This is a genomic window from Pantoea sp. B9002 (assembly GCF_013385945.1).
Taxonomy (GTDB): Bacteria; Pseudomonadota; Gammaproteobacteria; order Enterobacterales; family Enterobacteriaceae; genus Pantoea.
The window spans coordinates 170,474-196,009 of the sequence record NZ_JACAPA010000009.1 but is presented as its reverse complement, the minus strand read 5'-3'; the positions used below and the strand labels follow the sequence as shown (position 1 = coordinate 196,009).

24 protein-coding genes are annotated in these 25,536 nt (G+C 53.7%); 15 read left to right on the top strand and 9 right to left on the bottom strand.

The window, feature by feature from the left end:
• Positions 1-7: 7 nt before the first annotated feature.
• Positions 8-712, top strand: coding sequence for a response regulator transcription factor (locus HX773_RS06650; RefSeq protein ID WP_176970908.1), 705 nt, complete (start codon positions 8-10; stop codon positions 710-712).
• 146 nt (positions 713-858) lie between these two features.
• Here the strand turns inward: HX773_RS06650 and HX773_RS06645 are convergent, their stop codons facing one another.
• Complete coding sequence (locus HX773_RS06645; protein WP_176970907.1) at positions 859-2,547, bottom strand: aspartate:alanine antiporter; 1,689 nt, start codon at positions 2,545-2,547, stop codon at positions 859-861.
• 254 nt (positions 2,548-2,801) lie between these two features.
• On the opposite strand from HX773_RS06645, the gene ybjM reads away from it, so the two are divergent.
• Positions 2,802-3,173: an inner membrane protein YbjM gene (gene ybjM, locus HX773_RS06640; RefSeq protein WP_176970906.1), complete on the top strand. Its 372-nt coding sequence runs from the start codon at positions 2,802-2,804 to the stop codon at positions 3,171-3,173.
• A gap of 33 nt (positions 3,174-3,206) precedes the next feature.
• On the opposite strand, the gene HX773_RS06635 is transcribed toward ybjM, so the two are convergent.
• Positions 3,207-3,470 (bottom strand): GrxA family glutaredoxin, encoded by a 264-nt coding sequence (locus HX773_RS06635; RefSeq protein ID WP_007887673.1) that lies wholly within the window; start codon positions 3,468-3,470, stop codon positions 3,207-3,209.
• A gap of 182 nt (positions 3,471-3,652) precedes the next feature.
• Between HX773_RS06635 and HX773_RS06630 the strand changes: the two genes are divergently transcribed.
• From HX773_RS06630 to rlmC, 11 genes are all read left to right on the top strand, one after another.
• Positions 3,653-3,904 carry a DUF1418 family protein gene (locus HX773_RS06630; protein WP_101760989.1) on the top strand — a complete coding sequence of 84 codons (252 nt, stop codon included), beginning with the start codon at positions 3,653-3,655 and terminating at the stop codon, positions 3,902-3,904.
• Between the two features lie 16 nt (positions 3,905-3,920).
• Positions 3,921-4,643 carry an oxygen-insensitive NADPH nitroreductase gene (gene nfsA / locus HX773_RS06625; protein ID WP_176970905.1) on the top strand — a complete coding sequence of 241 codons (723 nt, stop codon included), beginning with the start codon at positions 3,921-3,923 and terminating at the stop codon, positions 4,641-4,643.
• 17 nt (positions 4,644-4,660) lie between these two features.
• Entirely contained in the window at positions 4,661-5,563 is a 903-nt protein-coding gene (rimK, locus tag HX773_RS06620; protein ID WP_176970904.1) for a 30S ribosomal protein S6--L-glutamate ligase, read from the top strand.
• A gap of 87 nt (positions 5,564-5,650) precedes the next feature.
• Complete coding sequence (locus tag HX773_RS06615; protein WP_176970903.1) at positions 5,651-6,130, top strand: YbjN domain-containing protein; 480 nt, start codon at positions 5,651-5,653, stop codon at positions 6,128-6,130.
• 214 nt (positions 6,131-6,344) lie between these two features.
• Positions 6,345-12,302, top strand: coding sequence for an Ig-like domain-containing protein (locus tag HX773_RS06610; RefSeq protein WP_176970902.1), 5,958 nt, complete (start codon positions 6,345-6,347; stop codon positions 12,300-12,302).
• 416 nt (positions 12,303-12,718) lie between these two features.
• The gene (gene potF / locus HX773_RS06605) at positions 12,719-13,828 is read left to right on the top strand and encodes a spermidine/putrescine ABC transporter substrate-binding protein PotF (RefSeq protein WP_176970901.1); all 1,110 of its coding nucleotides are present in this window, start codon (positions 12,719-12,721) and stop codon (positions 13,826-13,828) included.
• 114 nt (positions 13,829-13,942) lie between these two features.
• The gene (gene potG / locus HX773_RS06600; protein WP_176971012.1) at positions 13,943-15,076 is read left to right on the top strand and encodes a putrescine ABC transporter ATP-binding subunit PotG; all 1,134 of its coding nucleotides are present in this window, start codon (positions 13,943-13,945) and stop codon (positions 15,074-15,076) included.
• Positions 15,077-15,085: 9 nt separating this feature from the next.
• The gene (gene potH, locus HX773_RS06595) at positions 15,086-16,042 is read left to right on the top strand and encodes a putrescine ABC transporter permease PotH (protein WP_176970900.1); all 957 of its coding nucleotides are present in this window, start codon (positions 15,086-15,088) and stop codon (positions 16,040-16,042) included.
• Positions 16,039-16,884 (top strand): putrescine ABC transporter permease PotI, encoded by an 846-nt coding sequence (potI, locus tag HX773_RS06590; RefSeq protein ID WP_061717175.1) that lies wholly within the window; start codon positions 16,039-16,041, stop codon positions 16,882-16,884. The genes potH and potI overlap by 4 nt, the downstream gene beginning before the upstream one ends.
• Positions 16,885-16,969: 85 nt before the next feature.
• Positions 16,970-17,437, top strand: coding sequence for a YbjO family protein (locus HX773_RS06585; protein WP_176970899.1), 468 nt, complete (start codon positions 16,970-16,972; stop codon positions 17,435-17,437).
• Between the two features lie 48 nt (positions 17,438-17,485).
• Entirely contained in the window at positions 17,486-18,619 is a 1,134-nt protein-coding gene (gene rlmC / locus HX773_RS06580; protein WP_176970898.1) for a 23S rRNA (uracil(747)-C(5))-methyltransferase RlmC, read from the top strand.
• A gap of 62 nt (positions 18,620-18,681) precedes the next feature.
• On the opposite strand, the gene artJ (HX773_RS06575) is transcribed toward rlmC, so the two are convergent.
• From artJ (HX773_RS06575) to HX773_RS06550, 6 genes are all read right to left on the bottom strand, one after another.
• Positions 18,682-19,413, bottom strand: coding sequence for an arginine ABC transporter substrate-binding protein (artJ, locus tag HX773_RS06575; protein ID WP_176970897.1), 732 nt, complete (start codon positions 19,411-19,413; stop codon positions 18,682-18,684).
• 132 nt (positions 19,414-19,545) lie between these two features.
• The gene (gene artM, locus HX773_RS06570) at positions 19,546-20,214 is read right to left on the bottom strand and encodes an arginine ABC transporter permease ArtM (protein WP_176970896.1); all 669 of its coding nucleotides are present in this window, start codon (positions 20,212-20,214) and stop codon (positions 19,546-19,548) included.
• Positions 20,215-20,217: 3 nt separating this feature from the next.
• Positions 20,218-20,931 (bottom strand): arginine ABC transporter permease ArtQ, encoded by a 714-nt coding sequence (artQ, locus tag HX773_RS06565; RefSeq protein ID WP_110865829.1) that lies wholly within the window; start codon positions 20,929-20,931, stop codon positions 20,218-20,220.
• Positions 20,932-20,937: 6 nt separating this feature from the next.
• Positions 20,938-21,669 carry an arginine ABC transporter substrate-binding protein gene (gene artJ / locus HX773_RS06560; protein ID WP_008102446.1) on the bottom strand — a complete coding sequence of 244 codons (732 nt, stop codon included), beginning with the start codon at positions 21,667-21,669 and terminating at the stop codon, positions 20,938-20,940.
• A gap of 15 nt (positions 21,670-21,684) precedes the next feature.
• Entirely contained in the window at positions 21,685-22,413 is a 729-nt protein-coding gene (artP, locus tag HX773_RS06555; protein WP_008102444.1) for an arginine ABC transporter ATP-binding protein ArtP, read from the bottom strand.
• Positions 22,414-22,652: 239 nt separating this feature from the next.
• The gene (locus HX773_RS06550; protein ID WP_176970895.1) at positions 22,653-23,192 is read right to left on the bottom strand and encodes a lipoprotein; all 540 of its coding nucleotides are present in this window, start codon (positions 23,190-23,192) and stop codon (positions 22,653-22,655) included.
• Between the two features lie 108 nt (positions 23,193-23,300).
• Between HX773_RS06550 and HX773_RS06545 the strand changes: the two genes are divergently transcribed.
• Both HX773_RS06545 and HX773_RS06540 read left to right on the top strand, forming a co-directional pair.
• Complete coding sequence (locus HX773_RS06545) at positions 23,301-23,621, top strand: heavy metal-binding domain-containing protein (RefSeq protein WP_007887640.1); 321 nt, start codon at positions 23,301-23,303, stop codon at positions 23,619-23,621.
• Complete coding sequence (locus HX773_RS06540; RefSeq protein ID WP_176970894.1) at positions 23,621-24,445, top strand: N-acetylmuramoyl-L-alanine amidase; 825 nt, start codon at positions 23,621-23,623, stop codon at positions 24,443-24,445. Before HX773_RS06545 ends, HX773_RS06540 begins: the two co-directional genes overlap by 1 nt.
• 55 nt (positions 24,446-24,500) lie before the next feature.
• Here HX773_RS06540 and ltaE read toward each other — a convergent pair whose 3' ends face one another.
• Positions 24,501-25,502: a low-specificity L-threonine aldolase gene (gene ltaE / locus HX773_RS06535; RefSeq protein ID WP_176970893.1), complete on the bottom strand. Its 1,002-nt coding sequence runs from the start codon at positions 25,500-25,502 to the stop codon at positions 24,501-24,503.
• Positions 25,503-25,536: the final 34 nt, after the last annotated feature.

Here is a 25,536-nt window from a genome sequence, read left to right as displayed (position 1 = left end):
AAAGGAAATGACTTTCAGCCGCACACAACCACTGCGTATTTATCTGCTGGACGATCATGCCATTTTTTTGCGTGGACTTAATGCGGTGTTAACGCAGGAACCTACACTAAAAGTGATGGGTAGTTTTAGCCACAGTCGGGATTTGTGGGCGTCGTTTGCCACGACGGAAGCAGATATGTTGATTATGGATCATGCACTTGCGCCGCAAGATACTAACGGCCTCAACCTAATCAGAGAAGTGCATCGGCGTAATCCAAAGATGCGCATACTGGTGGCGTCAAACTTTTACAATAGCGCGACGGTGGCGCAGGCTTTGCGTGACGGTGCCAGTGGATTTATCAGTAAAACGGCTTCAGAGGGGGAGTTGCTGAATGCGGTGCAGGTGACTGGCAGCGGTAACATCTATCTTGAGCCGCTTATGGCAATGCAGCTGGCACAAATTCATGAACGCGTAGTGAAGGCGGATAGGGCACCAGGCCAAAAATTACACTCGTTGCCTGCATCGTCTCAGCTTTCCGTTTTGTCACCAAAAGTACAGGACGTGATGCACTGCTTGCTGGAAGGAATGACCGTGACAGAAATCGCGGAGAAATTTTCCCGCAGCATTAAGACCATCAGCGGTCAGAAACAGGCGGGCATGCGCAAGCTGGGTCTGAAAAACGATCATGAACTCTCGCTCCTGCAGGATTCTTTACTGCGGCAGCGTCGATAAGCCTTGAATCTGCTTAAACGCAGCCATAAAAAAACCCGCAAGTCAGTGACCGGCGGGCTCCACAATTTGGGGATTTCAAAGAAAAGCAGTGGCACTTATTCAGACTGCGCCTCCCAAAGAAAGTTCTGGACAGCGCGAAAATATTTTTATAAAGGCAAAAGCGGCCAGATTATCACGATCAAGGTGCCCGCCAGCGTCAGCAAAACGTTAGCAATCGCATAAGTTCCTGCATAACCCAAGGCTGGAATGCTGCTGCGCGCGGTATCGCTGATGATCTCCATCGCTGGCGCACAGGTGCGCGCGCCCATGATGGCACCAAACAGCAGCGCGCGATTCATACGCAGCACGTAAGCGCCGAACAGATAGCAAATCACCACCGGCAGCAAACTTACCAGCAAGCCGCTCAGCAGCATCAACGCGCCGGCGCTGCCGAAACCGTGCTGTAAACCGCTGCCCGCGCTCAGACCAACGCCCGCCATAAACACCATCAAACCAAACTCTTTCACCATCGTCAGCGCACCCTGCGGGATGTAGCCAAACGTAGGATGGTTAGCGCGCATAAAGCCCAGCATGATGCCTGCGAACAACAGTCCAGCGGCGTTACCGATGCCGAAGCTGAAATTGCTGAACTGGAAGGTGATCATCCCGACCATCAAGCCGACGATAAAGAAGGCGCAGAAGGCCAGCAGATCGGTGATTTGGCTGTGAATGGCGATAAAACCAATGCGATCTGCCAGGCTTTTCACGCGACGCGCTTCGCCGCTTACCTGCAGCACATCACCTTTGTTAAGCATGATGCTGTCATCGATCGGCATCTCGATCTGGCTGCGAATCACGCGGTTAAGGAAGCAGCCGTGATCGGTCAGCTTGAGATGGCTCAGGCGCTTGTTCACCGCGTTGTGGTTTTTCACCACGATCTCTTCGGTGACGATGCGCATATCCAGCAGGTCGCGATCGAACACCTCTTTGCCGTTACGGAAGCTGGGATCAAGACGCGCGTGCGCATCGGGATAGCCCACCAGTGAGATATCGTCGCCCAGCTGCAGCATCGCGTCACCGTCCGGGCTGGCGAGGATACCGTTGCGGCGCAGACGCTCGATGTAGCAGCCGGTCTGGCGATGGATGCCCAGCTCGCGCAGGTTTTTACCGCCGCTCCACTCCACCAGTTCCGGACCCACCCGATACGCGCGGATCACCGGCAGAAACACTTTGCGCTGGCTGTCGGCGTCGAGGCCGCGCTCGCGCGCGATTTGCTGCGCGCAGGTCGGCAGATCCTGATGCTGCAGGCGCGGCAGATAGCGCGCGCCAAAAATCAGGCTGACTAAACCCACCAAATAAGTCAGGGCATATCCGAGGCTGAGGTTATCCTGCATCAAGGTGAGCTGATGGCTGTCGCTAATGCTTTGCCGCAACGTATCGCCAGCACCCACCAGCACCGGCGTTGAGGTCATTGAACCGGCCAACATGCCCGCGGTTAAACCAATATCCCAGCCGAATAATTTGCCGAGCGTCAGGGCGATTAACAGCGCGCTGACCACCATGACAATCGCCAGAAAGAAGTAGTTTTTACCGTCGCGGAAAAATATCGAGAAAAAGTTAGGTCCGGCTTCTACGCCAACACAAAAAATAAACAACATAAAGCCAAGACTTAATGCGTCAGTATTAATGGCGAAATGCTGTTGACCTAAAATCAACGAAACAACCAGGACTCCAATGGAATTACCGAGTTGGACCGAACCGAGGCGTAATTTACCTAAGCAGAGTCCGAGGGCTAAAACGACAAATAATAACAGAACGTCATTTCCGCTTAACAACTCTGCGACGTTAATGTTCACGGTTTAACTTCTTCTTAACCTGTAACCAGTTGATGAGAGGGACTTTTTTCGCTATCTTGTGCCGAACGTTAAGGTTCTTGCTACAAAAGCGTTCAAGCCGAAATCTAAAGCGGCGTCATTCTAATCATAATTAACACCCTCAGCTATCGGCAGTTTTCATTCCTTTCGCCTCCAGCTGTTTCTTTTTATTTCCAGTCGTGCGCATCAGGGCAGAAAAAGTTTCATAATTGTTAACGTCAAAGTTGAGGATAATTATGTTGCAGCGCAATAATCGCTGGCCAGCATCCATTCTGGGCGTGATGCTTTATACGCTGGTGTTTATTTATGCACATCATTTCTGGGCCGCCGCCAGTGAACAAGCCGTGCGCGGACAGCCAGAATTACTGCTGTTTTTACTGCCGGGATGTTTGATGGCGCTACTGCAGCCGGAAAGTCCACTTATCAGCACCTTGTGGGTAGCACTGGGCGGTACGCTGCTGGGCATGATGTGGTTGATGCTGGCGGTAACGATGACACACAGCGGCTTGTTGATTGTGGCCTGGAGTTTGAGTGCGCTGTTTTGGGCGGGCTGTGGTGCGCTGCTGGTGCGCTTGCTGCGGATTATGCTGGCGATGCGTGCCGAATAGCACCAGTAAAAACGGGCCCGCAGGCCCGTTCTCTTATGCTTCGATACCCAGGTTTTCTTTGGTCCAGGCAGCGAATTCGGTGTAACCACCAATGTGCTGATCGTCGAGGAAAATCTGCGGCACGGTTGTTACCGGCTTGCCGGCACGGGCTTCCAGATCGGCTTTAGTAATGCCGGTGGCCTGAATATCCACGTACTGATAGTTAAAATCGTCGCGCTCGCTGGTCAGCTTAGCCGCCAACTCTTTCGCACGTACGCAGTAAGGGCAGCTAGAACGGCCAAAAATCACTGCAATCATTGCTTCTCTCCTTCCGCTGCTGTTTTGTGACTAGAATCACATCACAGCGTGAATAATGCGTCACATCATGCCCGCCCATCCTGCTTAAAGGAAGAAGAATATACCTGTTACTCTAATGTGCATCGTCTATGTCATTATTTTAAAAGACGCTAAAACTGATTGGACGCCAAAGGAACCATCGCATGCGTAATCTCGCCACATTACCCAAACCCGTGTTGCTGCTCGAAGTGCTCGGCGTGCTTGCCGTGATTGGCGCATTGTTGCTCACCAACGATTGGGTGAGCGCACCTGATTTCATCGCCAAAAAGCCGCTGGCGACGCTGCTGTTTTTTCTCGGCATCGCGCTGATGCTGCCTGCCGCATGGATGATGATGTGGCGCACGGCCAAGGCGATGGCCCCGCAACTGTTCAATCATTCCAACAAAAAGAAGTAACCACCGGAGAGGATTTATGACGCCGACTATCGATTTACTGTGCAGCCACCGTTCCATTCGCGCTTTTACCGAACAGGGCATTGATGAGGCGCAACGCAGCGCCATCATTGCAGCGGCACAAGCGGCTTCGACCTCCAGCTTTTTACAGTGCTCCTCGATTATTCGTATCACCGATGCCGCAAAGCGCGAGCAGCTGGTCCAGCTGACCGGCGGCCAGCCGTGGGTCAGCGCGGCGGCAGAGTTTTGGGTATTCTGCGCGGATTTCAATCGTCATCAGCAGATCTGCCCGGATGCGCAACTTGGCCGTGCCGAACAGCTGCTGCTCGGCTGCGTTGATACCGCGCTGATGGCGCAAAATGCCATGGTAGCGGCGGAATCGCTGGGCCTTGGCGGCGTATTTATTGGCGGGATCCGCAACAGCATCGCTGAAGTGACCGAGCTGCTTGAGCTGCCGAAGTTTGTGCTGCCGCTGTTCGGCTTCTGCGTGGGGCATCCGGCTGATGCGCCGGACGTCAAGCCACGTATGCCGCAAGCGATGCTGGTGCATGAAAATAGCTATCAGCCCGTCGATAAAAACCTGCTGGCACAGTACGATGAGCAAATTACTGCCTATTATCAGCAACGTGATAGCAACCAGCGTTCCGAAACCTGGAGCCAGCTGATTCAGCGCCTGATTATTAAAGAAACGCGTCCCTTCATTCTGGATTACCTGCATCAGCAGGGTTGGGCGACGCGCTAAGCACAAGGAACTCTGCAATGAAAATGGCCATTCTCACTCGCGATGGATCGATCTATTCGTGTAAGCGTCTGCGCGACGCCGCGGAGGAGCGTGGTCATCAGGTGCAGATTATCGATCCGCTCTCCTGCTACATGAACATCAATTCCGATTCGCCCGCAGTGCACTATCGCGGCGAGGCGCTGGGGCATTTTGATGCGGTGATCCCGCGCATCGGCACCGCCACCACCTTTTACGGCACCGCGGTGCTGCGCCAGTTTGAGGTGCGCGGCAGCTATCCACTCAATGAATCGGTGGCCATTACCCGTGCGCGCGACAAGCTGCGTTCGCTGCAGCTGCTGGCGCGTGAGGGCATTGATATGCCGATCACCGGTTTTGCTTCTTCGCCGGATGATACCGATGATTTGATTGCGATGGTGGGCGGTGCACCGCTGGTGGTGAAGCTGGTGGAGGGCACGCAGGGCATCGGCGTGGTGCTGGCGGAAACGCGTCAGGCGGCGGAGAGCGTAATCGATGCTTTTCGTGGTCTCAACGCGCATATTCTGGTGCAGGAGTTCATTAAAGAAGCGCAAGGGCGCGACATTCGTTGTCTGGTAATCGGCGATGAAGTGGTGGCAGCGATTGAGCGCGAGGCGAAAGAGGGCGATTTTCGTTCCAATCTGCATCGCGGCGGCAAAGCGCGCGCCGTGCAGATCACCGATCAGGAGCGGGATATCGCGGTAAAAGCCGCCAGCACGCTGGGGCTGGAAGTGGCTGGCGTGGATATCCTGCGCGCCCAGCGTGGCCCGCTGGTTATGGAGGTGAACGCCTCGCCGGGACTGGAAGGGATTGAGGGCATTACCGGTTTAGATATCGCCACCATGATGATCAAGTGGATTGAGCAGCACGCTTGCCCCGGCTATCGTCCTAAAACCGGCGGCTAACCCGCGCTTTTCAGCGGTTTTCGTGGCATCCAGATCGGTTTTTCCGTAAGCTAAGGCGCTCATTTCTTCACCCCACAGGATATTACGATGGATTCACTGGTCGTTCCGGACATTGACGTGCTGCGTCGCTGGCTGGATCAACAAAATATCACCTGGTTCGAATGCGATGCCTGTCAGGCACTGCACCTGCCGCACATGCAGAATTTTGACGGGGTGTTTGATGCAAAAATTGACCTGGTGGATAACGTTATCCTCTTCTCCGCGCTGGCAGAAGTAAAACCTACGGCGCTGATTCCGCTGGTGGGCGATCTCTCGCAGATCAACGCCAGCTCGCTGACCATTAAAGCCTTTGTTGATATTCAGGACGACAATCTGCCCAAGTTGATTGTCTGCCAGTCGATCAGTACCAGCGCCGGATTAACCTTCGGTCAGTTCTCCCACTTTATGAAGCAGAGTGAAGAGGGCGTTTCCATGGTGATCATGGAAGCTTTTGCTAACCACTTGCTGGTGGTAGAAGAAGAAAATGAACCCGCACCCTTGAGTTCAGCCCACGCCATGCTGCATTGATTTATTCGCTTTTTGAAAAGGCTATTAATCGATAGCCTTTTTTTTATACAAAAAACCATTGGTCATTCTCATTAATGTGAGATGCATTGCATATTGTTTTTGCAGAATATTATGAGTTTGTAAAACAAGACATTTCGCATCCAGATAACCCTTATGAAGCATTAGCGTGGCTAAGCATTTTTGCATGCTTTGCTAATTTTATAAGGTTTAATTAATGGACTATTTATCTAGCTTCAAAGTTATCGCTCCTGGTATTCCAGATGTATATGGCACCTCGCAAATATGGTCAGATGATCCGTCAAAAAGCTGGCGTGTAATTGTGGAGCCCATAGAGGCTGGCGGAACATTAGAAATATATTTCGATGGCAATATCTATAAAGTTCCCGTTCCCGCCTCTGGCGAAATTTCCTGGATTCCGCCCTATCCGGCGGCAGATGGTCAATATGCGGTGACTTTTCGCACTATAGATCGCGCAAACAATATCAGTGAACCTGAGGTTGTTATTTATAATATTGATACCAGCGCGCCTGAAAAGCCGAAGTTATTACAAATTACTGATGATGAAGGCAGAAGTAAGGGCAACCTTTCACCCCACGATATCACGGACGACAAACAACCTACATTAAGTGGAAGTGCCACACCAGGCGATATTATTACTTTGTATGACGGCGACGTAGCGATTGCCAGTGTACTCGCCAACAGTGATGGTTCATGGCAATTCACGCCACTACTGCAAGAAAAAACCTACCTCTTTTCGGTGGAATCAGCAGATCGTTTTGGGCGAATCAGTGGTAAATCTGAATTATTTCCCCTGACGATTACTGAAGCGTCGGAGCCTGATCAGGCGACGATTCATCATGCCATTGATGATTTCGGTCCGTATAAAGGTTTATTACAGGATGGCGCAATTACCGATGATTTAACGCCGAAACTGGTGGGTGAAGCCACGCCAGGATCAGTGGTCTGGATCCGCTACTCCACCTCAAATCAGGAACAAGGGCCGTTATTCAGCGTACGTGCAAACAGTGAGGGTGAATGGGAATTCACGCCTGACAATCTTGCTTATGGTCAGTGGACTTTTTACGTGGGTAACGCGCCAGATAATCTGGATATGGCTAACGGTTTCCACCTTTCGCTGACTAACCCGCAAATGCAAAAACCAGTTATTGTTCAGGCATTTGATGATATGGGGGCCTATCAGGGTGTGGTTAAACATAATGGGCTAACCGACGATACCACGCCGCAACTACAGGGACGCGCTGAAGCGAACAGTCTGGTTTATATCGCTATTCGCGGCACAGATGGCAAACTCAAGGCGCTGGGAACCGCCCAGACAGACCACGCCGGATTCTGGACATTTGATGTGGTGTCCCAGAACTATGGCAAATGGGATTTCTATGTCGGACATGGTATGAGCAGTCTGGATCTTCTGCATCCCTTTACCTTAACCATCGGCAGCCATGCGGCGTTGCGTCCAATGATTCATTACGCGCTGGATGATTACGGCCCCGAGCACACAGTGGTGCGTTCCGGCGGGCAAACTGATGATCCCACCCCAGAACTGCATGGCAAAGCGGAAGCTAACAGCCTTATTTTTATCCGCTATGGATTAACAGGCCACAACGACAGCCAGATTGTATCGGTCACTGTATCAGCAGACGGGACATGGCAATGGACGCCGGTTCTGGCCAGCAATGGGCAGTGGCAGTTCAGCACCAGTTATTCGCCGGACTTTAAAGACAAAACCGATTTCAATTTAACGTTGTCAAATGATGCCAGTAAACCGGTTATTTCCCACGTGGTCGATAATTACTATATTACGGAATATATCACCAATCATGGTGTAACAAATGACAGTACCCCAACCCTCTATGGCACCGCAGAAGCAAATAAACGCGTACAGATACAGATATGGTCAAAAGATAATAATAACTGGATTGATATCGGTTATACCAATGTTGACCGTTATGGTAACTGGAGTTTTGAATCACCTCGATTAGGAAATAACGGAATATGGGAGTATCGCGTTAAGATATCCGGCACGCAAGGTGGCTGGTCAGATGTATTTAGTTTGAGTTATTCCAACACAGTTTATACCCCGTTCATTCTCAGTGCGCTTGATGATCAGGGGCGTGACATCGGAGAGGTGCAGCGTGGAGAAAAGACCGACGATCGTGGCCTGACATTACACGGCAAAGGCAGTTTAGGTAATCATATTGAATTAGAATACCGCCTTGCCGGTAATAATAGTTGGTTAAAAGGTGGCAAAGCTATCATTGATAATAATGGCTTTTGGTCAATTGATGCTCCGGAGGTGAATAAGAACGGTGTTTGGGAATATCGCGTTAAGGCCACCAATGGTGACAGTTCCAGCGGCTGGTCGGCTACTTATAGTGCCAATGTTGTTGAAGGGGGAAAATGGGAAACTGAAGACTTCTCTGGTTATGCCGTGGGCAGTTTTACCGAAGTGTATGGCGAGCAATTTACGTTGCGAACCCTTAACCCTGGTACGCGCACGGCCAAAGCGGCCATCAATTATTCAAAACAGTTGGTGTTATCCGACGCGGCAGGCAATAGCGACAATTCTTTGACGGAAGTTGCCTTAACAACGCCAGCGAGTGCTATCTCATTTGATGCGCAGGTGTTTAAAACCAACAGCCCCAGCGCCTGGTTTAATGTCATCGTTTACCTGGACGATGGTTCAACGCGTACCTTCAATTTACTGGGCGGTGAGAGTGAATATCTGAGCCAGCAGGGCTTTAACAGCCAATGGGGAACGTTCAGCTATCACGCGCCTGAAGGGCAAAACATCACCCACTTTGTCTTTAATGCCGACAATAATTCTTATTACTATCACACCACGTGGCTGCTGGATAATTTTGCTATGCAGTATCCAAATGGCGGTGAGCCGGAGATTTTCTATTTCCGCGATACCACCGGAACCCATACCGGTGTGTTTGGCGCTGGCATGGAAACCGATGATCGTCAGCCCGAGCTGTATGGCAAAGCCTCTGCGTATGAACTGGTGTGGATCCGTTATGGTAAAGCAGGCGATAGCAGCACGCAATTAGCCTCAGTAAAGGCGGATAAAAATGGGGAATGGGTCTTTACCGCGCCACTAAGCAGCAATGGCGAGTGGCAATTTATGGCAGCATCCTCGCCCGACGCGTTTAACAGCAGCACAGTATTCAATCTTATCGTCACCGATTATTTAGAACATGCGCGCATTCTCACGGTTATTGACGATTACGGCAGCAAAACCGGCTTCATTGCGGATGGCAGCGCCACGAATGATGCCACGCCAACCCTGAAAGGCCAGGGCATTCCAGGCGATGTGGTGCAGATACAATATCGTATGGTCGGTAATCCTTATTGGGTTGTTGCAGGAACGGCCCGGGTAAACAGTGTTGGTGAGTGGGTCTTCGAGTCACCGCGCCTGAACAATAATGGGGTGTGGGAATATCAGGTGAAGGACGGCGGCGCGCATGAAAATGCCTGGTCTGACGCTTATACCATCGGCTATGCCGCATACTCCAGCACGCCATCCATCATGATCGTGACTGACAATGCGGGCACATTACAGGAGGGTGTTGCCAATGGTGGCTCAAGCGATGATAAAACGCCGACGTTAGAAGGCCGCGGAACACCGGGAAGCCTGATAGAAATCCAGTATAAAAGTGGTGGCTATAGCTGGGTGAATATTGGCAGCGCGATGGTGGACAATCAGGGATATTGGTCATTCGTGTCGCCAACGTTGCCAAAAAATGGTGTTTGGGAATTCCAGGCGCGCTCAACCTACGGTGATAGCTTTACTGGATGGTCGGCCAGCTATAAATATGAGTTGGTTGAAGCGCGTGATTGGGCGATTGAAGACTTCTCGACATTCACCAACGAACCTTTCGTCAGCAAGGAAGGCGCGCTCTTTACCATCAGCAGCAGCGGCGGTAACAGCAGCAATCGGCCGTATATCAACTATACCAAGCAACTGGTTATCAGTGATGCGCGTGGCACAAGTGACCATGCATTGACCGATCTCGTCTTGAAGCAGCCTGCCAGCAGCGTCTCTTTTGATGCCACGCTATTCGCCACAGTGTATAGCGGCAGCTTGTTCCAGCTTAAGCTGACGTTAAGCGATGGTACAACGCGTGACTTCAACTTATTGGCTGGGGAATCAGAGATGATCTCCCGCCAGTCATTGAGCTCAACCTGGGGAACCTTTACCTTTGATGCGCCAGCAGGAGTAACAATCACTCAGCTGACTTTCCAGGCGGATAACAACAGTTATTACTACAACCAGACCTATACGCTGGATAACTTCCGTTTGCTGCCAGCTGAAAATGTGCCGGTTAAAGTCACGTATGCTGAAGATGACAACGGATTGATTCAGGGCAACCTGTTTACCGGAGATATCTCTGATGACCTGACACCTGTGTTACACGGTAAAGCCGCCGCGCATAGCTGGGTGTGGATCACATACAGGCTGGCAGACGGCAGCTATCAAGATACAGCAAGTGTGCAGGCCGATGTAGATGGGAACTGGGTATGGCAGGCATCGCTTGCGCAGAATGGTCTCTGGCAGTTCACCGCACAGGACAACCCGCATGACATCAGCGTTATGCCACCGTTTGAACTGAAAATTGACAGCTCACGCGATTATCCACGCATTAGTTATGCGCTGGATGACTACGGAACGACCCGCTATATATCCGATAATGGCGTGACCAATGACAGTACATTGTTACTCAAAGGTACCGCCACACCGGGTGAAATCCTTGAGTTACGGCGCAGTCTGGAAGGACGTGATAGCTGGCTGACCATCGGCTCAGTTATTGTGGATGCGCATGGCAACTGGCTGTTCCCTGCTCCTGCGCTTAATCAGAATGGCGTCTGGGATTTCCAGGTGAAAACGGCCAGCAGTGGCTGGTCAGAGAGTTTCACTGTGAGTTATTCCTCCTCACTGCCTTACGCCAGCATTAGTTACGTGACGGCTGACGATCAGGGCTTTATTACGCCCATTGCCCCGCTGGGTGTAACACAAGATACAACGCCAACCCTAAGTGGCAAGGGCGGCGCTGGAACCTGGGTGGAGATCGAGTATAACCGTGGGGGCAACAGCTGGATCAAAGCGGGGAGTGCCGTGGTTGATAACAACGGCGACTGGACCTTTACCTCGCCGGAATTAGATAAGACCGGCGTCTGGAATTTCCGTGTTCGAAGCACCAACGGAGATTACTCGAGCGGATATTCCGCCACGCGTCAGCTGAAGCTGGAAGCTGCAGGTGAGTGGCTGCGTGAAGAGTTCACCGGATTTAAAGCGGGAACCTTTACCCAGGCGGAAGGCGATCTGTTTATGATTCGTGTGCTGGATGGCATCAATGCCACTAACCCACCGCAAATTACCTACAACAAACAGCTGATGTTAACGGATAGCTATCGCCCATTTGATTATTCGCAGACGGAAATGGTGTTCAAACAGGAGGTGGGCTCGGTCTCATTCGATGCCTCCGGTTTTGTCAGTAATTACAGCGCGGGCTGGTTCCGGGTATTTGTTCGCTTTAATGATGGTAGCGAAGAGCAATTTGACCTTAATGGGCAGGAGACACCGTGGTTTACCCGTGAAGCCCTCAACAGCACATGGGGCAATTTCTTCTATACCGCTGAAGCAGGCAAGCTTATTACCAGCCTGGTTTTTGATACCAATAACAACACGACGTATTACGGCCAGTATTGGTATCTGGATAATTTCAAAGTGGCGCCACCCGTATCACACTTGCTGGAAACCAACACCTGGCTGGAGTTTGATGCCGGCATTCTCGATGCGGGTGCCGTGTTGTCGTTGGATAATCTGCTGGAAAAAGTCGGACATGAGGCAAATGCGAAAGCCAGTATGCTTGATCTGACGGATGGCGCAGCACAAACGCTGCAATTGACCCAGCAGGATATTCTGGACCACGGTGAAAAGTCCCTGTTTGTGATCGATGGTAAGAGGCAGTTGATCGTAAAAGGCGACGAGAACGACACCATTAAACTGAGTGATATCGTGTCGGACAATAATCAGGCGTGGATACAGCAACAGGGGCAAGTGACGGTTGCGGGTGTTGAGTATCAGGTTTATCGCCATGAAAACAACATCACTGAGCTGCTGGTGCAAAAAGAGGTCCATGTTATTTAAAGCGCGGTATTAAAATCATCTTCAACCTAAGTCGTCGGGTTAATCAGCCCGACGGCTTTTTTTTGTTCATTTTCTTTAAAAATAAGCACAGCGGAAACAATGCTTTATTCTGCACTTTCCCCTTTATTGCCAGATATTAGTCGTGCTTTATGCCACTAGTGCCAAACCCCATAGCAGAAACATGCATAACTTATCGCAAAAAGGCGTTTTTTAAGCTGGGATCTGGTGAAGGTGGTGCGGGGGGGCTATTCTTGCGGGGCTGCTTGAGACGTGCAACCTCAGCGCAGGTATAGGTTTTTGCTATTAAACTCATGATGAATATTGATTCATTGTGTGCCTGTGATTTAACAGAAAACGCAACGTCCGGATCGCCGTGTATGCAGCGTTGTGATGACCCGCTCAGGAGGAAGTAAAACATGTTCAACCAACGTAAAAAATGGTTGTCAGGTGTGGTTGCTGGTGCATTGATGGCTGCGGCCGGCGGTGTGCAGGCCGAAGGCAGTACGGTACATGTGTATAACTGGTCCGATTATATCGCGGCGGATACCGTGCCGAACTTCGAAAAGCAGACCGGCGATAAAGTGGTGTATGACGTCTTTGATTCCAACGAAGTGTTGGAAGGCAAATTAATGGCGGGCAGCACCGGATACGACGTGGTGGTGCCGTCATCGAGCTTCCTCGCGCGTCAGCTGCAATCAGGCGTGTTCCAGGAGCTGGATAAGAGCAAGCTGCCGAACTACAAAAACCTCGATCCCGATCTGATGGCGAAAGTAGCCCAGCACGATCCGGGTAACAAATACGCGATTCCTTATCTGTGGGGCACCACCGGCATCGGTTATAACGTCGATAAAGTGAAAGCCGCACTGGGCAAAGATGTCCCGCTGGATAGCTGGGATCTGGTGCTGAAACCGGAAAACCTGGAAAAACTGAAAGGCTGCGGGGTGTCCTTCCTCGATGCACCGGAAGAGATTTTCGCTACCGTGCTGAACTACCTTGGCAAAGATCCTAACAGCTCTGACGCGAAAGATTACTCTGGCGCGGCGACCGATTTGCTGCTGAAACTGCGCCCGAACATCCGTTACTTCCACTCGTCGCAGTACATTAACGACCTGGCGAACGGCAACATCTGCGTGGCGATTGGCTGGTCGGGCGATATCCTGCAGGCGAAAGATCGTGCGGACAAAGCCAACAACGGCGTGCATCTCGGCTATATCGTGCCGAAGCAGGGCGCACTGGCATTCTTCGACATGTTTGCGATTCCAAAAGACGCGAAAAATGTGGAAGGTGCCTACCAATTCCTTAACTACATGATGGATCCAAAAGTCATCGCTGATGTTTCCAACAACATGAACTATGCCAACGGTAACAAAGCTTCGCTGCCGCTGATCAATGCGGACGTGCGTAACAATCCGGGCATCTTCCCAACGCCGGATGCCATGGCCAAACTGTTTGTGCTCAAGGTCCAGGATCCGAAACTGGATCGTGTGCGTACCCGTGCATGGACTAAAGTAAAAAGTGGTAAGTAATTCGTTCTGAACGATTATTGCCTGAAGACGACAGCAGAGGCGCAGTAATGGCCTCTGTTGTGCCATTTTTAGCGGCTGGCTGTGCCGCGCGATTTTAGCGCCGGAGAAATGTTAGTGAACGACGCGATTCCCCGCCCCCCAAATAAAACGGCTAAGGCGTTGACGCCGCTGCTGGAAATTCGCAACCTGACCAAATCTTTTGACGGCCAGCACGCCGTGGATGATGTCAGTCTGACCATTTACAAAGGTGAGATTTTTGCGCTGCTGGGCGCATCCGGCTGTGGTAAATCGACCTTGCTGCGCATGCTGGCGGGATTCGAACCGCCAACCAGCGGCCAGATTGTGCTGGATGGTCAGGATCTCTCGCATGTTCCGCCGTATCAGCGCCCGATCAACATGATGTTCCAGTCCTACGCACTGTTCCCGCACATGACGGTGGAGCAGAACATCGCCTTTGGCCTCAAGCAGGACAAACTGCCGAAAGGCGAAATCAGCAGCCGCGTCGAAGAGATGCTGTCGCTGGTGCACATGCAGGAGTTTGCCAAACGTAAGCCGCATCAGCTCTCTGGCGGCCAGCGTCAGCGTGTGGCGCTGGCGCGTAGCCTGGCGAAGCGTCCCAAACTGCTGCTGCTTGACGAGCCGATGGGCGCGCTGGATAAAAAACTGCGTGACCGCATGCAGCACGAAGTGGTCGATATTCTTGAGCGTGTCGGCGCCACCTGCGTAATGGTGACGCACGATCAGGAAGAAGCGATGACCATGGCGGGCCGCATCGCCATCATGAACCGCGGTAAATTCGTGCAGATTGGTGAGCCGGAAGAGATCTACGAGCACCCAACCAGCCGCTACAGCGCCGAGTTCATCGGTTCGGTGAATGTGTTTGAAGGTTTACTACGCGAACGCGGCGAAGAGGCGCTGATCATTGATGCGCCGGGCTTAGTGCATCCGCTGAAAGTGCAGACTGATGTTTCCGTGGTCGATAACGTACCGGTCCACGTGGCGCTGCGTCCGGAAAAAGTGATGCTGTGCGAAGAGGTGCCTGCCGATGGCTGTAACTTTGCCGTGGGTGAAGTGGTTCACATCGCCTATCTCGGCGACCTGTCGATTTATCACGTGCGTCTGCGCAGCGGCCAGATGATCAGCGCACAGTTGCAAAACGCCCATCGCTACCGCAAAGGCGCGCCAACGTGGGGCGATGAAGTGCGTCTCTGCTGGGACGCCGACAGCTGTGTGGTTCTGACGGTTTAAGGGGGCGATATGAGCCAGATTTCTCAACGCAGCGAGCCCGAAGTGGTGGGCACGCCGCTGCAGCGCTGGGCGACGCGCATCAAGATGCAGCACGGCCGCAAGCTGGTAATTGCCTTGCCGTATCTGTGGCTGATCCTGCTGTTCCTGCTGCCGTTCCTGATCGTGCTGAAGATCAGCTTTGCCGACATTGCGCGCGCCATTCCGCCCTACACCGATTTGGTCACCTGGGCCGATGGTCAGCTCAATCTGGTGCTCAATCTCGGTAACTACTTCACGCTGACCGACGATCCGCTGTATGCCGATGCGTACCTGACGTCGCTGAAAGTGGCGGGCATCTCCACCATTATCTGCCTGATGATCGGTTATCCGCTGGCGTGGGCGGTGGCGCACAGTAAGCCGTCAATGCGCACCATTCTGCTGCTGCTGGTGATCCTGCCGTCGTGGACCTCGTTCCTGGTGCGCGTTTACGCGTGGATGGGTCTGCTCAACAACAACGGCATTCTCAACCGCTTCCTGATGTGGCTCGGGGTTATCGATCATCCGCTGGTGATCCTCTACACCAACACGGCGGTGTATATCGGTATCGTTTACTGCTATCTGCCGTTTATGGTGCTGCCGATTTACACCGCGCTGACGCGTATTGATTATTCGCTGGTGGAAGCCTCGCTGGATCTCGGTGCACGCCCGTTGAAGACTTTCTTCAGCGTGATTGTGCCGCTGACCAAAGGCGGGATTATTGCCGGCTCGATGCTGGTGTTTATTCCTGCGGTCGGCGAGTACGTGATCCCGGAACTGCTCGGCGGTCCGGACAGCATCATGATTGGGCGTATTTTGTGGCAGGAGTTCTTTAACAACCGCGATTGGCCGGTAGCGTCCGCGCTGGCGGTGATCATCCTGTTGATTCTGATATTGCCGATTATCTGGTTCCACAAGCATCAGAACCGTGAAGTGGGAGAGAAAGAATGAGCCAGTTACCGACCATTCGCTCTCCGTGGCGCACCGTGATTCTGGTGCTGTGCTTTATGTTCCTGTACGCGCCGATGCTGCTGCTGGTGGTTTACTCCTTCAACAGTTCGCCGCTGGTCACGGTATGGGAGAGCTTCTCGTTCCACTGGTACAAAGTGCTGTTCCAGGATCAGGCGATGCTGGATGCGGTGGGGCTCAGCCTGACCATCGCCGCGCTCTCAGCCACCATGGCGGTGGTGCTTGGCACCATGGCGGCGGTGGTGATTGTGCGCTTTGGCCGCTTCCGGGGACATAACGGCTTCGCCTTTATGCTGACAGCGCCGCTGGTGATGCCCGATGTGATCACCGGTTTATCCTTGCTGCTGCTGTTCGTGGCGATGGGCAACACCTTTGGCTGGCCGAGCGATCGCGGCATGCTGACTATCTGGCTGGCGCACGTGACCTTCTGTACTGCTTACGTGGCGGTGGTGATCAACTCGCGTCTGCGTGAACTGGATCGCTCGATTGAAGAGGCGGCGATGGATCTCGGCGCAACGCCGGTGAAAGTGTTCTTCGTCATCACCGTGCCGATGATCGCGCCGGCGATTGTTACCGGCTGGCTGCTGGCGTTTACCTTATCGCTGGATGATTTGGTGATTGCCAGCTTCGTGACCGGCCCAGGCGCGACCACTTTGCCGATGGCGATTTTCGCCACCGTGCGTCGTGGCGTCAACCCGGAGATCAACGCTTTAGCCTCGCTGATTCTGTTTGTCGTCGGTTTAGTCGGTTTTATCGCCTGGCGCTTTATGGCGCACGAAGAAAAGCAGCGTTTACGCGATATTCAGAAAGCAAAACGTGGCTGAACGCCGTAACATTAAGGTCGCCATTAATGGCGACCCTACGTCGTAGGGTGCGCATTCATGCGCACCTCAGTCACGGAGCAATACCATGTCGGAAACCCTGAAACACGGTTCAATGATTAACGCCACGCCGGTGCCGGTAATGGTGGCGGGCAGCGCTATCATCATTACGCGCTGCCTCAGCGTGTTGATGCTGGCCAACGAACTGGGTTACGACGAACTCGCCAACTTCGTGCATCGCAGCGCGCAAGCCTGGGATTCCACCCTGATCTTTATCGCCAGCCAGCTGATTTTCCTGTTTGAACTGCGCTGCGCCTTTACTCTGATGCGCGGCAACAATCGTGGGCGCTGGGGCTATGTCGCAACGCAAATCATTGTACTGATCTACATGTTGATGGCATCGGTGGGCTGGATCTACCCGGAAATTTTTAGCATCCCCGGCGAAAGTAATGCGCAGATTATTCATCACACGCTGCTGCAAAAGCTGCCGGATGTGTTGGTGTTAGGGCTGCTGTTTGTGCCCGCCAGCAGTCGCGCTTTTTTCCGGCGCCGGTGATACAATCGCCCCCCATTTTTTCTCCCGATTCTGAATACAGGCATTTGCATGCATTGCGCGCTTTATGATGCCGGTCGCTGTCGTTCGTGCCAGTGGCTGGAAAAACCCTATCCGCAACAGCTCAACGACAAGCAGTCGCTGCTGGAACAACTGCTGGCTGAGAAGCCGGTGGGCGAATGGCTGCCGCCGGTGGAATCTGCGCAGCAAGGGTTTCGTAATAAAGCCAAAATGGTGGTGAGCGGGAGCGTGGAGCGGCCCATTTTCGGCATGGTGGCGCGTGACGGTGAACCGGTCGATCTCTGCGCTTGTCCGCTCTATCCCGACAGCTTCAGTGCGGTGTTCGGGCTACTCAAACCTTTTATCGCCCGCGCCGGTTTAACGCCCTATAACGTGGTCCGCAAACGCGGTGAGCTGAAGTTTCTGCTGCTGACGGAGAGTACGCAGGGCGGCATGATGCTGCGTTTTGTGCTGCGATCCACCAGTAAGCTACAACAGCTGCGCGATGCCTTGCCGTGGCTGCAACAGCAGCTGCCGCAGCTGAAGGTGATCTCTGCCAATATTCAGCCAGTGCATATGGCGATTCTTGAAGGCGATGAAGAGATTGCGCTGACGCCGGATCAGGCGCTGGCGGAGAGCTTTAATCAGGTGCCGCTCTATATCCGCCCGCAAAGCTTCTTCCAGACCAACCCACAGGTGGCGGCCGATCTCTATGCCAGCGCGCGCGATTGGGTCGCGCAGTTGCCGGTTAGCAGCATGTGGGATCTGTTTTGTGGCGTCGGGGGATTTGGCCTGCACTGCGCCACGCCCGAGATGCAGCTGACCGGCATCGAAATCAATGCTGAAGCCATCGCCTGTGCGCAGCAGTCGGCACAGCAGCTGGGATTAGACAAAGTGAGTTTTGCCGCGCTGGATTCCACGCAGTTCGCCACTTCGCGTAAAGCCGTGCCGCAGCTGGTGCTGGTGAATCCGCCGCGTCGCGGTATTGGCGCAGAGTTGTGCGCTTATCTCAGTGAAATGGCGCCGGATTACATTCTCTATTCCAGCTGCAATCCCAGCAGCATGGCGCAGGATATCGCGCGTCTGGTGGAGTATGAGGTGAGCCGCGTGCAGCTGTTCGATATGTTCCCGCATACCGCGCATTTTGAAGTGCTGTGTTTGCTTAAGAAGGGTGGAACAGCGTAACGTTCACCTGAACGGAGGACGTGCAGAACCTGCCAGGCGTCCGCCACGCTATCCCATAATGCTTATTCCGGGAACCACTTCTGATTGATTTGCTGCCAGGTGCCGTTGGCTTTCAACGCCACTAACGCGCTGTTCAGCTCGTTCAGCAGCGGCTCATTGCCTTTGCGCACCGCGATACCTAAACCGGTACCGAAGAAGTCGGTATCGGTGATGTGCTCGCCGACCGCGCTGAGATCTTCATTAGCCTTCAGCCACTGATTCACCACCGCCGTATCACCAAACACACCGTTCAGGCGACCGTTTTTCAGGTCGAGAATCGCGTTCTGATAGCTGTCATACGCCACCGCAATCACCTCCGGATGTTTCTCCAGCAGGTATTTCTGATGCGTGGTGCCGTTCTCAACGCCAACACGTTTGCCTTTTAACTGGCTGAAGTCGGTGAACTGGCCTTTATGCGCAATCACAATCGCCGAGTTAGCGTAGTAAGGCTGGGTGAAATCAACCTGCTTGCTGCGATCGGCGGTGATATCCATGCCGGAAATCACTGCGTCATAGCGACGGAATTTCAGCGACGGGATCAGGCTATCGAAGGCATTATTGGTGAAGGTGCAATCCGCTTTCATCTGCTGACACAGTGCTTTTGCCAGATCGATATCGAAGCCAACGATTTGGTTGTCGTGATCAAGGGATTCGAACGGGGGATAAGTGGCGGAAGAGGCAAAGCGGATTTTTTCCGCCGCATAAGCATTCATTGCCAGAGTTGCCAGCGCAGCAGCAACGATCCATTTTTTCATTATGTAACTCCTGTAAACCATGCCAGAGACGGAACGGGTTACACGATGCCAGTTAATGAATTTATATGCAATATTTTTGCTTATTAATTTAAATGAACAGCGGGCGCTTTTCGGGCTCCCGCTGGGGTGACATCAGTTACGGCGCTCAAATGCCAGCGCACGCTTCTCAACCAAACGCATCATCAGCGTCAGCAAGCCGTTAACCACCAGATAGATCAGGCCAGCGGCGGCGTACACCGAGATATCGTAAGTGCGGCCATACAGCAGTTGTCCGTGGCCCATCACTTCCATCAACGTAATGGTGTAAGCCAGCGAGGTACTTTTGAAGACCAGCACCACTTCGTTGGAGTAGGACGACAGGGCGCGCTTAAAGGCATACGGTAGCAGAATGCGCAGCGTATCTTTACGGTTCATGCCGAGCGCCGCGCAGGATTGCCATTGACCGGACGGAATGGCGCGCACCGCACCGTAAAACAGCTGGGTGGTGTAAGCCGCACTGTTGAGCGACAGCGCCAGCAGCGCACACAGCCACGGCTGCGACAGCAGATGCCACAACCACGGAATGTTCTGGATGCTGGGGAACTGGCCGGGACCGTAATAGATCAGGAAGATCTGCACCAGCAGCGGCGTGCCGGTAAACAGGGTGATATAGCCTTTCACCAGCCAATTGAGGACCGGCACTTTGAGCGCCAGCACGATGGTGCAGAGTACAGAGAGCAGCAATGCCGCAATCAACGATGCCACGGTCAGCGTCAGGCTGGTGTGTAACCCTTTCAGCAGCTCGGGTAAATAATCCAGCATGCTTTAAGCCCCTCGCTCGAAACGCGTGGTGCGCAATTCAATGCGGCGCAGCACGAACTGACTGAACAGCGTGATAATCAGATAGATCGCCGCCGCCACCAGATACCAGGTAAACGGCTCTTGTGTGCGCGTGGCAATGCTTTTGGTTTGCAGCATCAGGTCGTTCACGCTGATCAGCGATACCAGCGCGGTATCCTTCAGCAGCACCAGCCATTGGTTACCCAAACCAGGCAGCGCGTGACGCCACATCTGCGGCATGATCAGGCGCAGAAAAATCGCCGACTTTTTCATGCCCAGCGCCTGACCCGATTCCCATTGACCGACCGGCACCGCTTTCAGCGCGCCGCGCAGGGTTTGTGACGCATAGGCGGAATAGAGCATCGCCAGCGCAATCACACCACACAGGAAGGGACTGACGTCGAAGTTTTCAATCTGCACCTGCACCGGAATAGCAAACAGGCCAAGATTGATGTGGAAGCCATCGGAGAGCGTCAGCAGCAGCTGAGAAGCGCCGAAATAGATAAACAGCACCACCAGAATTTCCGGCAGGCCGCGAATCAGCGTCACCAGCGCGGTACCGAGCCACGCCAGCGGTTTCCAGCGCAGCGATTCCCAGCCAGCAAAAATCATCGCCAGCACAAGGCCGGCGATCAGTGCACAAACGGCAAGGCCGACGGTCATACCGGCGGCGCTTGCGAGTGGAATCATTTCATTCATCAGAAATTACTGCTGGAACCATTTGCTGTAGATGGTTTTGTAAGTGCCGTCAGCTTTGATCTTCTCCAGCGCCGCATTGAACTTGCCCTGCAGCTCGCTGTTGCCCTGACGCACGGCAATACCTAAGCCGGTACCGAAGTAATCTTTATCCGTCACTTTCTCACCCAGCGGCGCGAGGTTGGCGTTCTGCTTCAGCCACTCGTTGACCACGGCGGTGTCACCGAACACGGCGTCAATGCGGCCGTTTTTCAGATCCAGCACCGCGTTCTGGTAGCTGTCGTAAGGCACAACGGTGATGTCGCTGTGCTTGTCAGAGAGGTATTTCTGATGCGTGGTACCGTTCTGCACGCCAACACGTTTGCCTTTCAGCGCGGCCACGTCAGCCATTTTGCCTTTCTGCGCGATGAAGATGGCAGAGTTGTCGTAGTACGGCTTGGAGAACAGCACTTGCTTCTCACGATCTGGCGTGATGTCCATGCCCGCCATCACCGCGTCAAAACGACGGAACTTCAGGCTTGGGATCAGGCTATCGAACGCCTGATTGGTGAAGGTGCAGGTCGCATCCATCTCTTTACACAGCGCGTTAGCCAGATCGACATCAAAGCCCTGAATTTTGTTATCAGAGTCGACGAATTCAAACGGAGGATAAGAAGCCTCGGTAGCAAAACGCAATGTCTGTGCCGCTGAAGCGCTGAGGCTCAGGCCAGCAAGGAGGGCAGCAATTACAACTTTTTTCATTAGAAGCATCCTGACTTAATGCGAAAGATAATTAGCAAACGCGTCGGTTTGCGGCTGTGTAAAGTGGCTGGCATCGCCTTGCTCAACAATGTGACCGTTTTCCATATACACCACGCGGCTGGCGGTTTTACGCGCCACTTCCACTTCGTGCGTCACGATCACTTGTGTGATGTTGGTCTGGGCCAGCTCACGAATAATGCTGACGATCTGGGCGGTGATTTCGGGATCGAGCGCGGCGGTCGGTTCATCAAACAGCAGCACCTGCGGCTCCATCATCAGCGCACGGGCAATCGCGACGCGCTGCTGCTGGCCGCCGGAAAGATGCAGCGGGAAGCGATCGGCGTAGGGCGTCAGGCGCAGACGATCCAGCAGCTTTTCAGCACGCGCACGCGCGGCGTCCTTGCTGAGACCGAGCACGCGGCACGGCGCTTCAATCAGGTTTTGCACCACGCTCAGGTGCGGCCACAGATTGTATTGCTGGAATACCATGCCGACGTTCTGCCGCAGCTCGCGAATCGCGCTGTCGGAAGGGGCTTTGGTGAAATCAAACTGGTTGCCGGCAATCTGCAGGCTGCCGGAACGCGGTTGCTCCAGCAAATTGAGGACGCGCAGGAGCGAACTTTTACCCGCGCCACTCGGGCCGAGCAACACCAGCGTTTCACCCTGCGGACAAGCCAGGTTGATATCGAACAGCGCCTGATGGGCACCGTAAAAACAGTTTATGGCGTTTAGTTGAATACTCATGCGCAAAAAATGAATAGTAATTAGTGTCGCGGATTTTAACGTCACCAGAATAGTTATGCAATTGTGGTGGGTTAATATTTATTAAAGAGCAGTGAAACCTCCAAAGCGTAGCACAATATCGCGCAACTCAAGGTGGATGAGGGCTGGCGAGCCCAATTTAGTTCACAAAATATCAACAAAAAGCGCCGCAAGGATGCGGCGCGCTAATCAATGGTGTTAACTGCGGGAAAAGTGAACGGCTACTTTTTCGCTTCAAGTAGCTGTGTCAGCGAACCGCCGCCAACGTGTGGCACCTGGCCGACATAACGCACATCATCAACCACCCAGCAGGTGCCTTCGTGGATCATCAGCACTTCATCTTGCCAGGTTTTGCTGTCACGGCTCAGCTCAACGCGCAGCGGGATATTGCGCGCGTCGCGGTTAGGAATGGTGGATGCGCTGGCCACGTCCGCTGAAGTTGGGCCTTGCGCCAGGCTGGAGAAGAGATCGCCGCTGGTCCACGCCGCCGGTTTCGGGTTCTGGCTGCTGGCACTCAGCAGCTTCTGATACAGATGATCGCTGAGGTAAGGACGGTATTTTGCCAGCGTGTTGCTGTCTGGCAAACCTTGCGTCGGCTGGCTGACGCGTAAATCGTAGAACTGTTGCGCCACGCTGTCCGGACCACCCTCAACACAGGCAGCGGTGCGCGGGCCATTATCCTTAATGACTGGCTCAACGGTGGTACAAGCACTTAGCAGCAACGCCGCGGGTATAAGCAGCGCAAAGGCATTGTTTCTCATCTCGATTTCCTTATTGTTCACTGGCAAAGCGCCATTTTTAGCATAGAGTATAGCCTTGCTTTTACGCCTTACGAGCTATAACCCGCTGATTCAGAAAAGGAGAACACCATGAAATTTTCTACAACGCCTACGCTGGAAGGACACAGCATCAGTGAATATTGCGGCGTGGTCGCCGGTGAAGCGATTCTCGGCGCCAATATTTTCCGCGATTTCTTCGCCGGCATCCGCGATATCGTCGGTGGCCGCTCTGGCGCCTACGAAAAAGAGTTACGCAAAGCGCGCCAGATCGCCTTCAAAGAGCTGGAAGAACAGGCGAAAGCGCTCGGCGCCAATGCGGTGGTGGGCATTGATATCGACTACGAAACTGTCGGTAAAGAGGGCAGCATGTTGATGGTGAGCGTCACCGGCACCGCCGTGATTATTCGCTAATGCGCGTGGTTGTCCTGCTGGCGATGGCGCTGTTACTCAGCGCTTGTCAGTCATCGATTGAAGCGCGCCACGGTTACTGGGTGGATACCGCACATCCGGCGCAGGGCGCGCGACCGCGCATTAAGGTGGTGGTGATTCACTACACCGCCGAGGATTTCTCCAGTTCGCTGGCGACGCTGACCGATCGGGACGTTAGCGCGCACTACCTGATTCCGCAGCATCCGCCGCAGAAAAACGGCAAGGGCGTGGTGTGGCAATTGGTGCCGGAAAGCCAGCTCGCGTGGCACGCGGGCCCGAGTTTCTGGCGCGGCGCAACGCGCATCAATGACACTTCGATTGGTATTGAAATTGTTAACAGTGGTTATCGTCGAACCTTAACGGGTTTGCAGTGGCAGCCCTTCACGCCACAGCAGATCAGCGCGCTGGTGGCGCTGGTCGAGGACATCACCCAGCGCTACGGCATCGCGCCGGAAAATGTGGTCGGACACAGCGATATCGCGCCGCAGCGTAAGCAGGATCCCGGTCCGCTGTTTCCGTGGCAGCAGCTGGCAGAGCAAGGTTTAGGCGCGTGGCCCGAGCAGGCAACGGTGCAGCGCTATCTTAACGGACGCGCGGCGGATGAAGGCGTGGATCAGGCAGAACTGCTGGATGCGCTGCAGCGCTATGGCTACGACGTTGCGGCGGCGACCACGCCGCAGATGCAGCGCAGGTTGATTGCGGCGTTTCAGATGCATTTCCGCCCACGTGATTATCGCGGCATCGCCGATGCGGAAACCCTGGCGATTGCCCGCGCATTATTAGCGAAGTACGGTGCGGCGCAGTGATGCGCCGCATTGGTCGCCATAGCAGTGGTCGCCATGAATGGCGACCCTACGATGTTTACTGCTGCAGGAATGCCTGCCAGTGCGCTACCAGCCGTTGCAGATCCTGACGGCTGACATCCAGATGCGTGACAATACGCGTCACGGGCCCAACGCTGATTAGCACATCGCCTGACTGCATCCAGCTTTTCAGCGCTTCAACTCTCTCTGATGGCACCTTCACAAACAGCATGTTGGTGTGCTGATTGAGCACTTCAACGCCGATGGCGCTGAGCTGCTCGCCTAGCCACGCCGCATTATCATGATCCTCTTTGAGACGCGCGACATTGTGCTTTAACGCATATAGCCCCGCTGCGGCCAGAATGCCCGACTGACGCATGCCGCCGCCGGTCATTTTGCGCCAGCGACGCGCTTGCTCAATGTAGGCCTCATCGCCACACAGCAGCGAACCAATCGGCGTGCCGAGGCCTTTTGACAGGCAAATGGTTAAGGTGTCGCAGTAACGCGCAATTGCTTCCAGCTCCACATTCTGTGCCACCACGGCGTTAAAAATACGTGCGCCATCAATGTGCAGCGCCAGCTTATGCTCGCGGGTGAATGTCCAGGCTTGCTCCAGATAGCTCAGCGGCAGCACTTTACCGTGATGGGTGTTTTCCAGGCTCAACAGACGCGTGCGGGCGAAGTGGAAATCGTCGGGTTTGATGGCGGCGGCCACATCCGCCAGTGGCAGGGAACCATCTTCCGCATGCAGAATCGGCTGCGGCTGAATGCTGCCGAGCACTGCGGCACCGCCAGCTTCATATTTGTAGTTGTGCGCCTGCTGACCCACGATATATTCATCGCCGCGCTGACAGTGACACAGCAGCGCTACCAGATTAGCTTGCGTGCCGGTGGGGAAGAACAGGGCGGCGGCTTTGCCGCTCAAGCGTGCGGCTTCGACTTCCAGTGCGTGTACGGTGGGGTCATCGCGGTAGACATCATCGCCGGTTTCGGCTGCCATCATGGCATCGAGCATGGCAGCACTCGGGCGGGTTACGGTATCACTGCGTAAATCGATCACGTCGCTCTCCTGAAATAAAAAAGCGGGCGAAGCG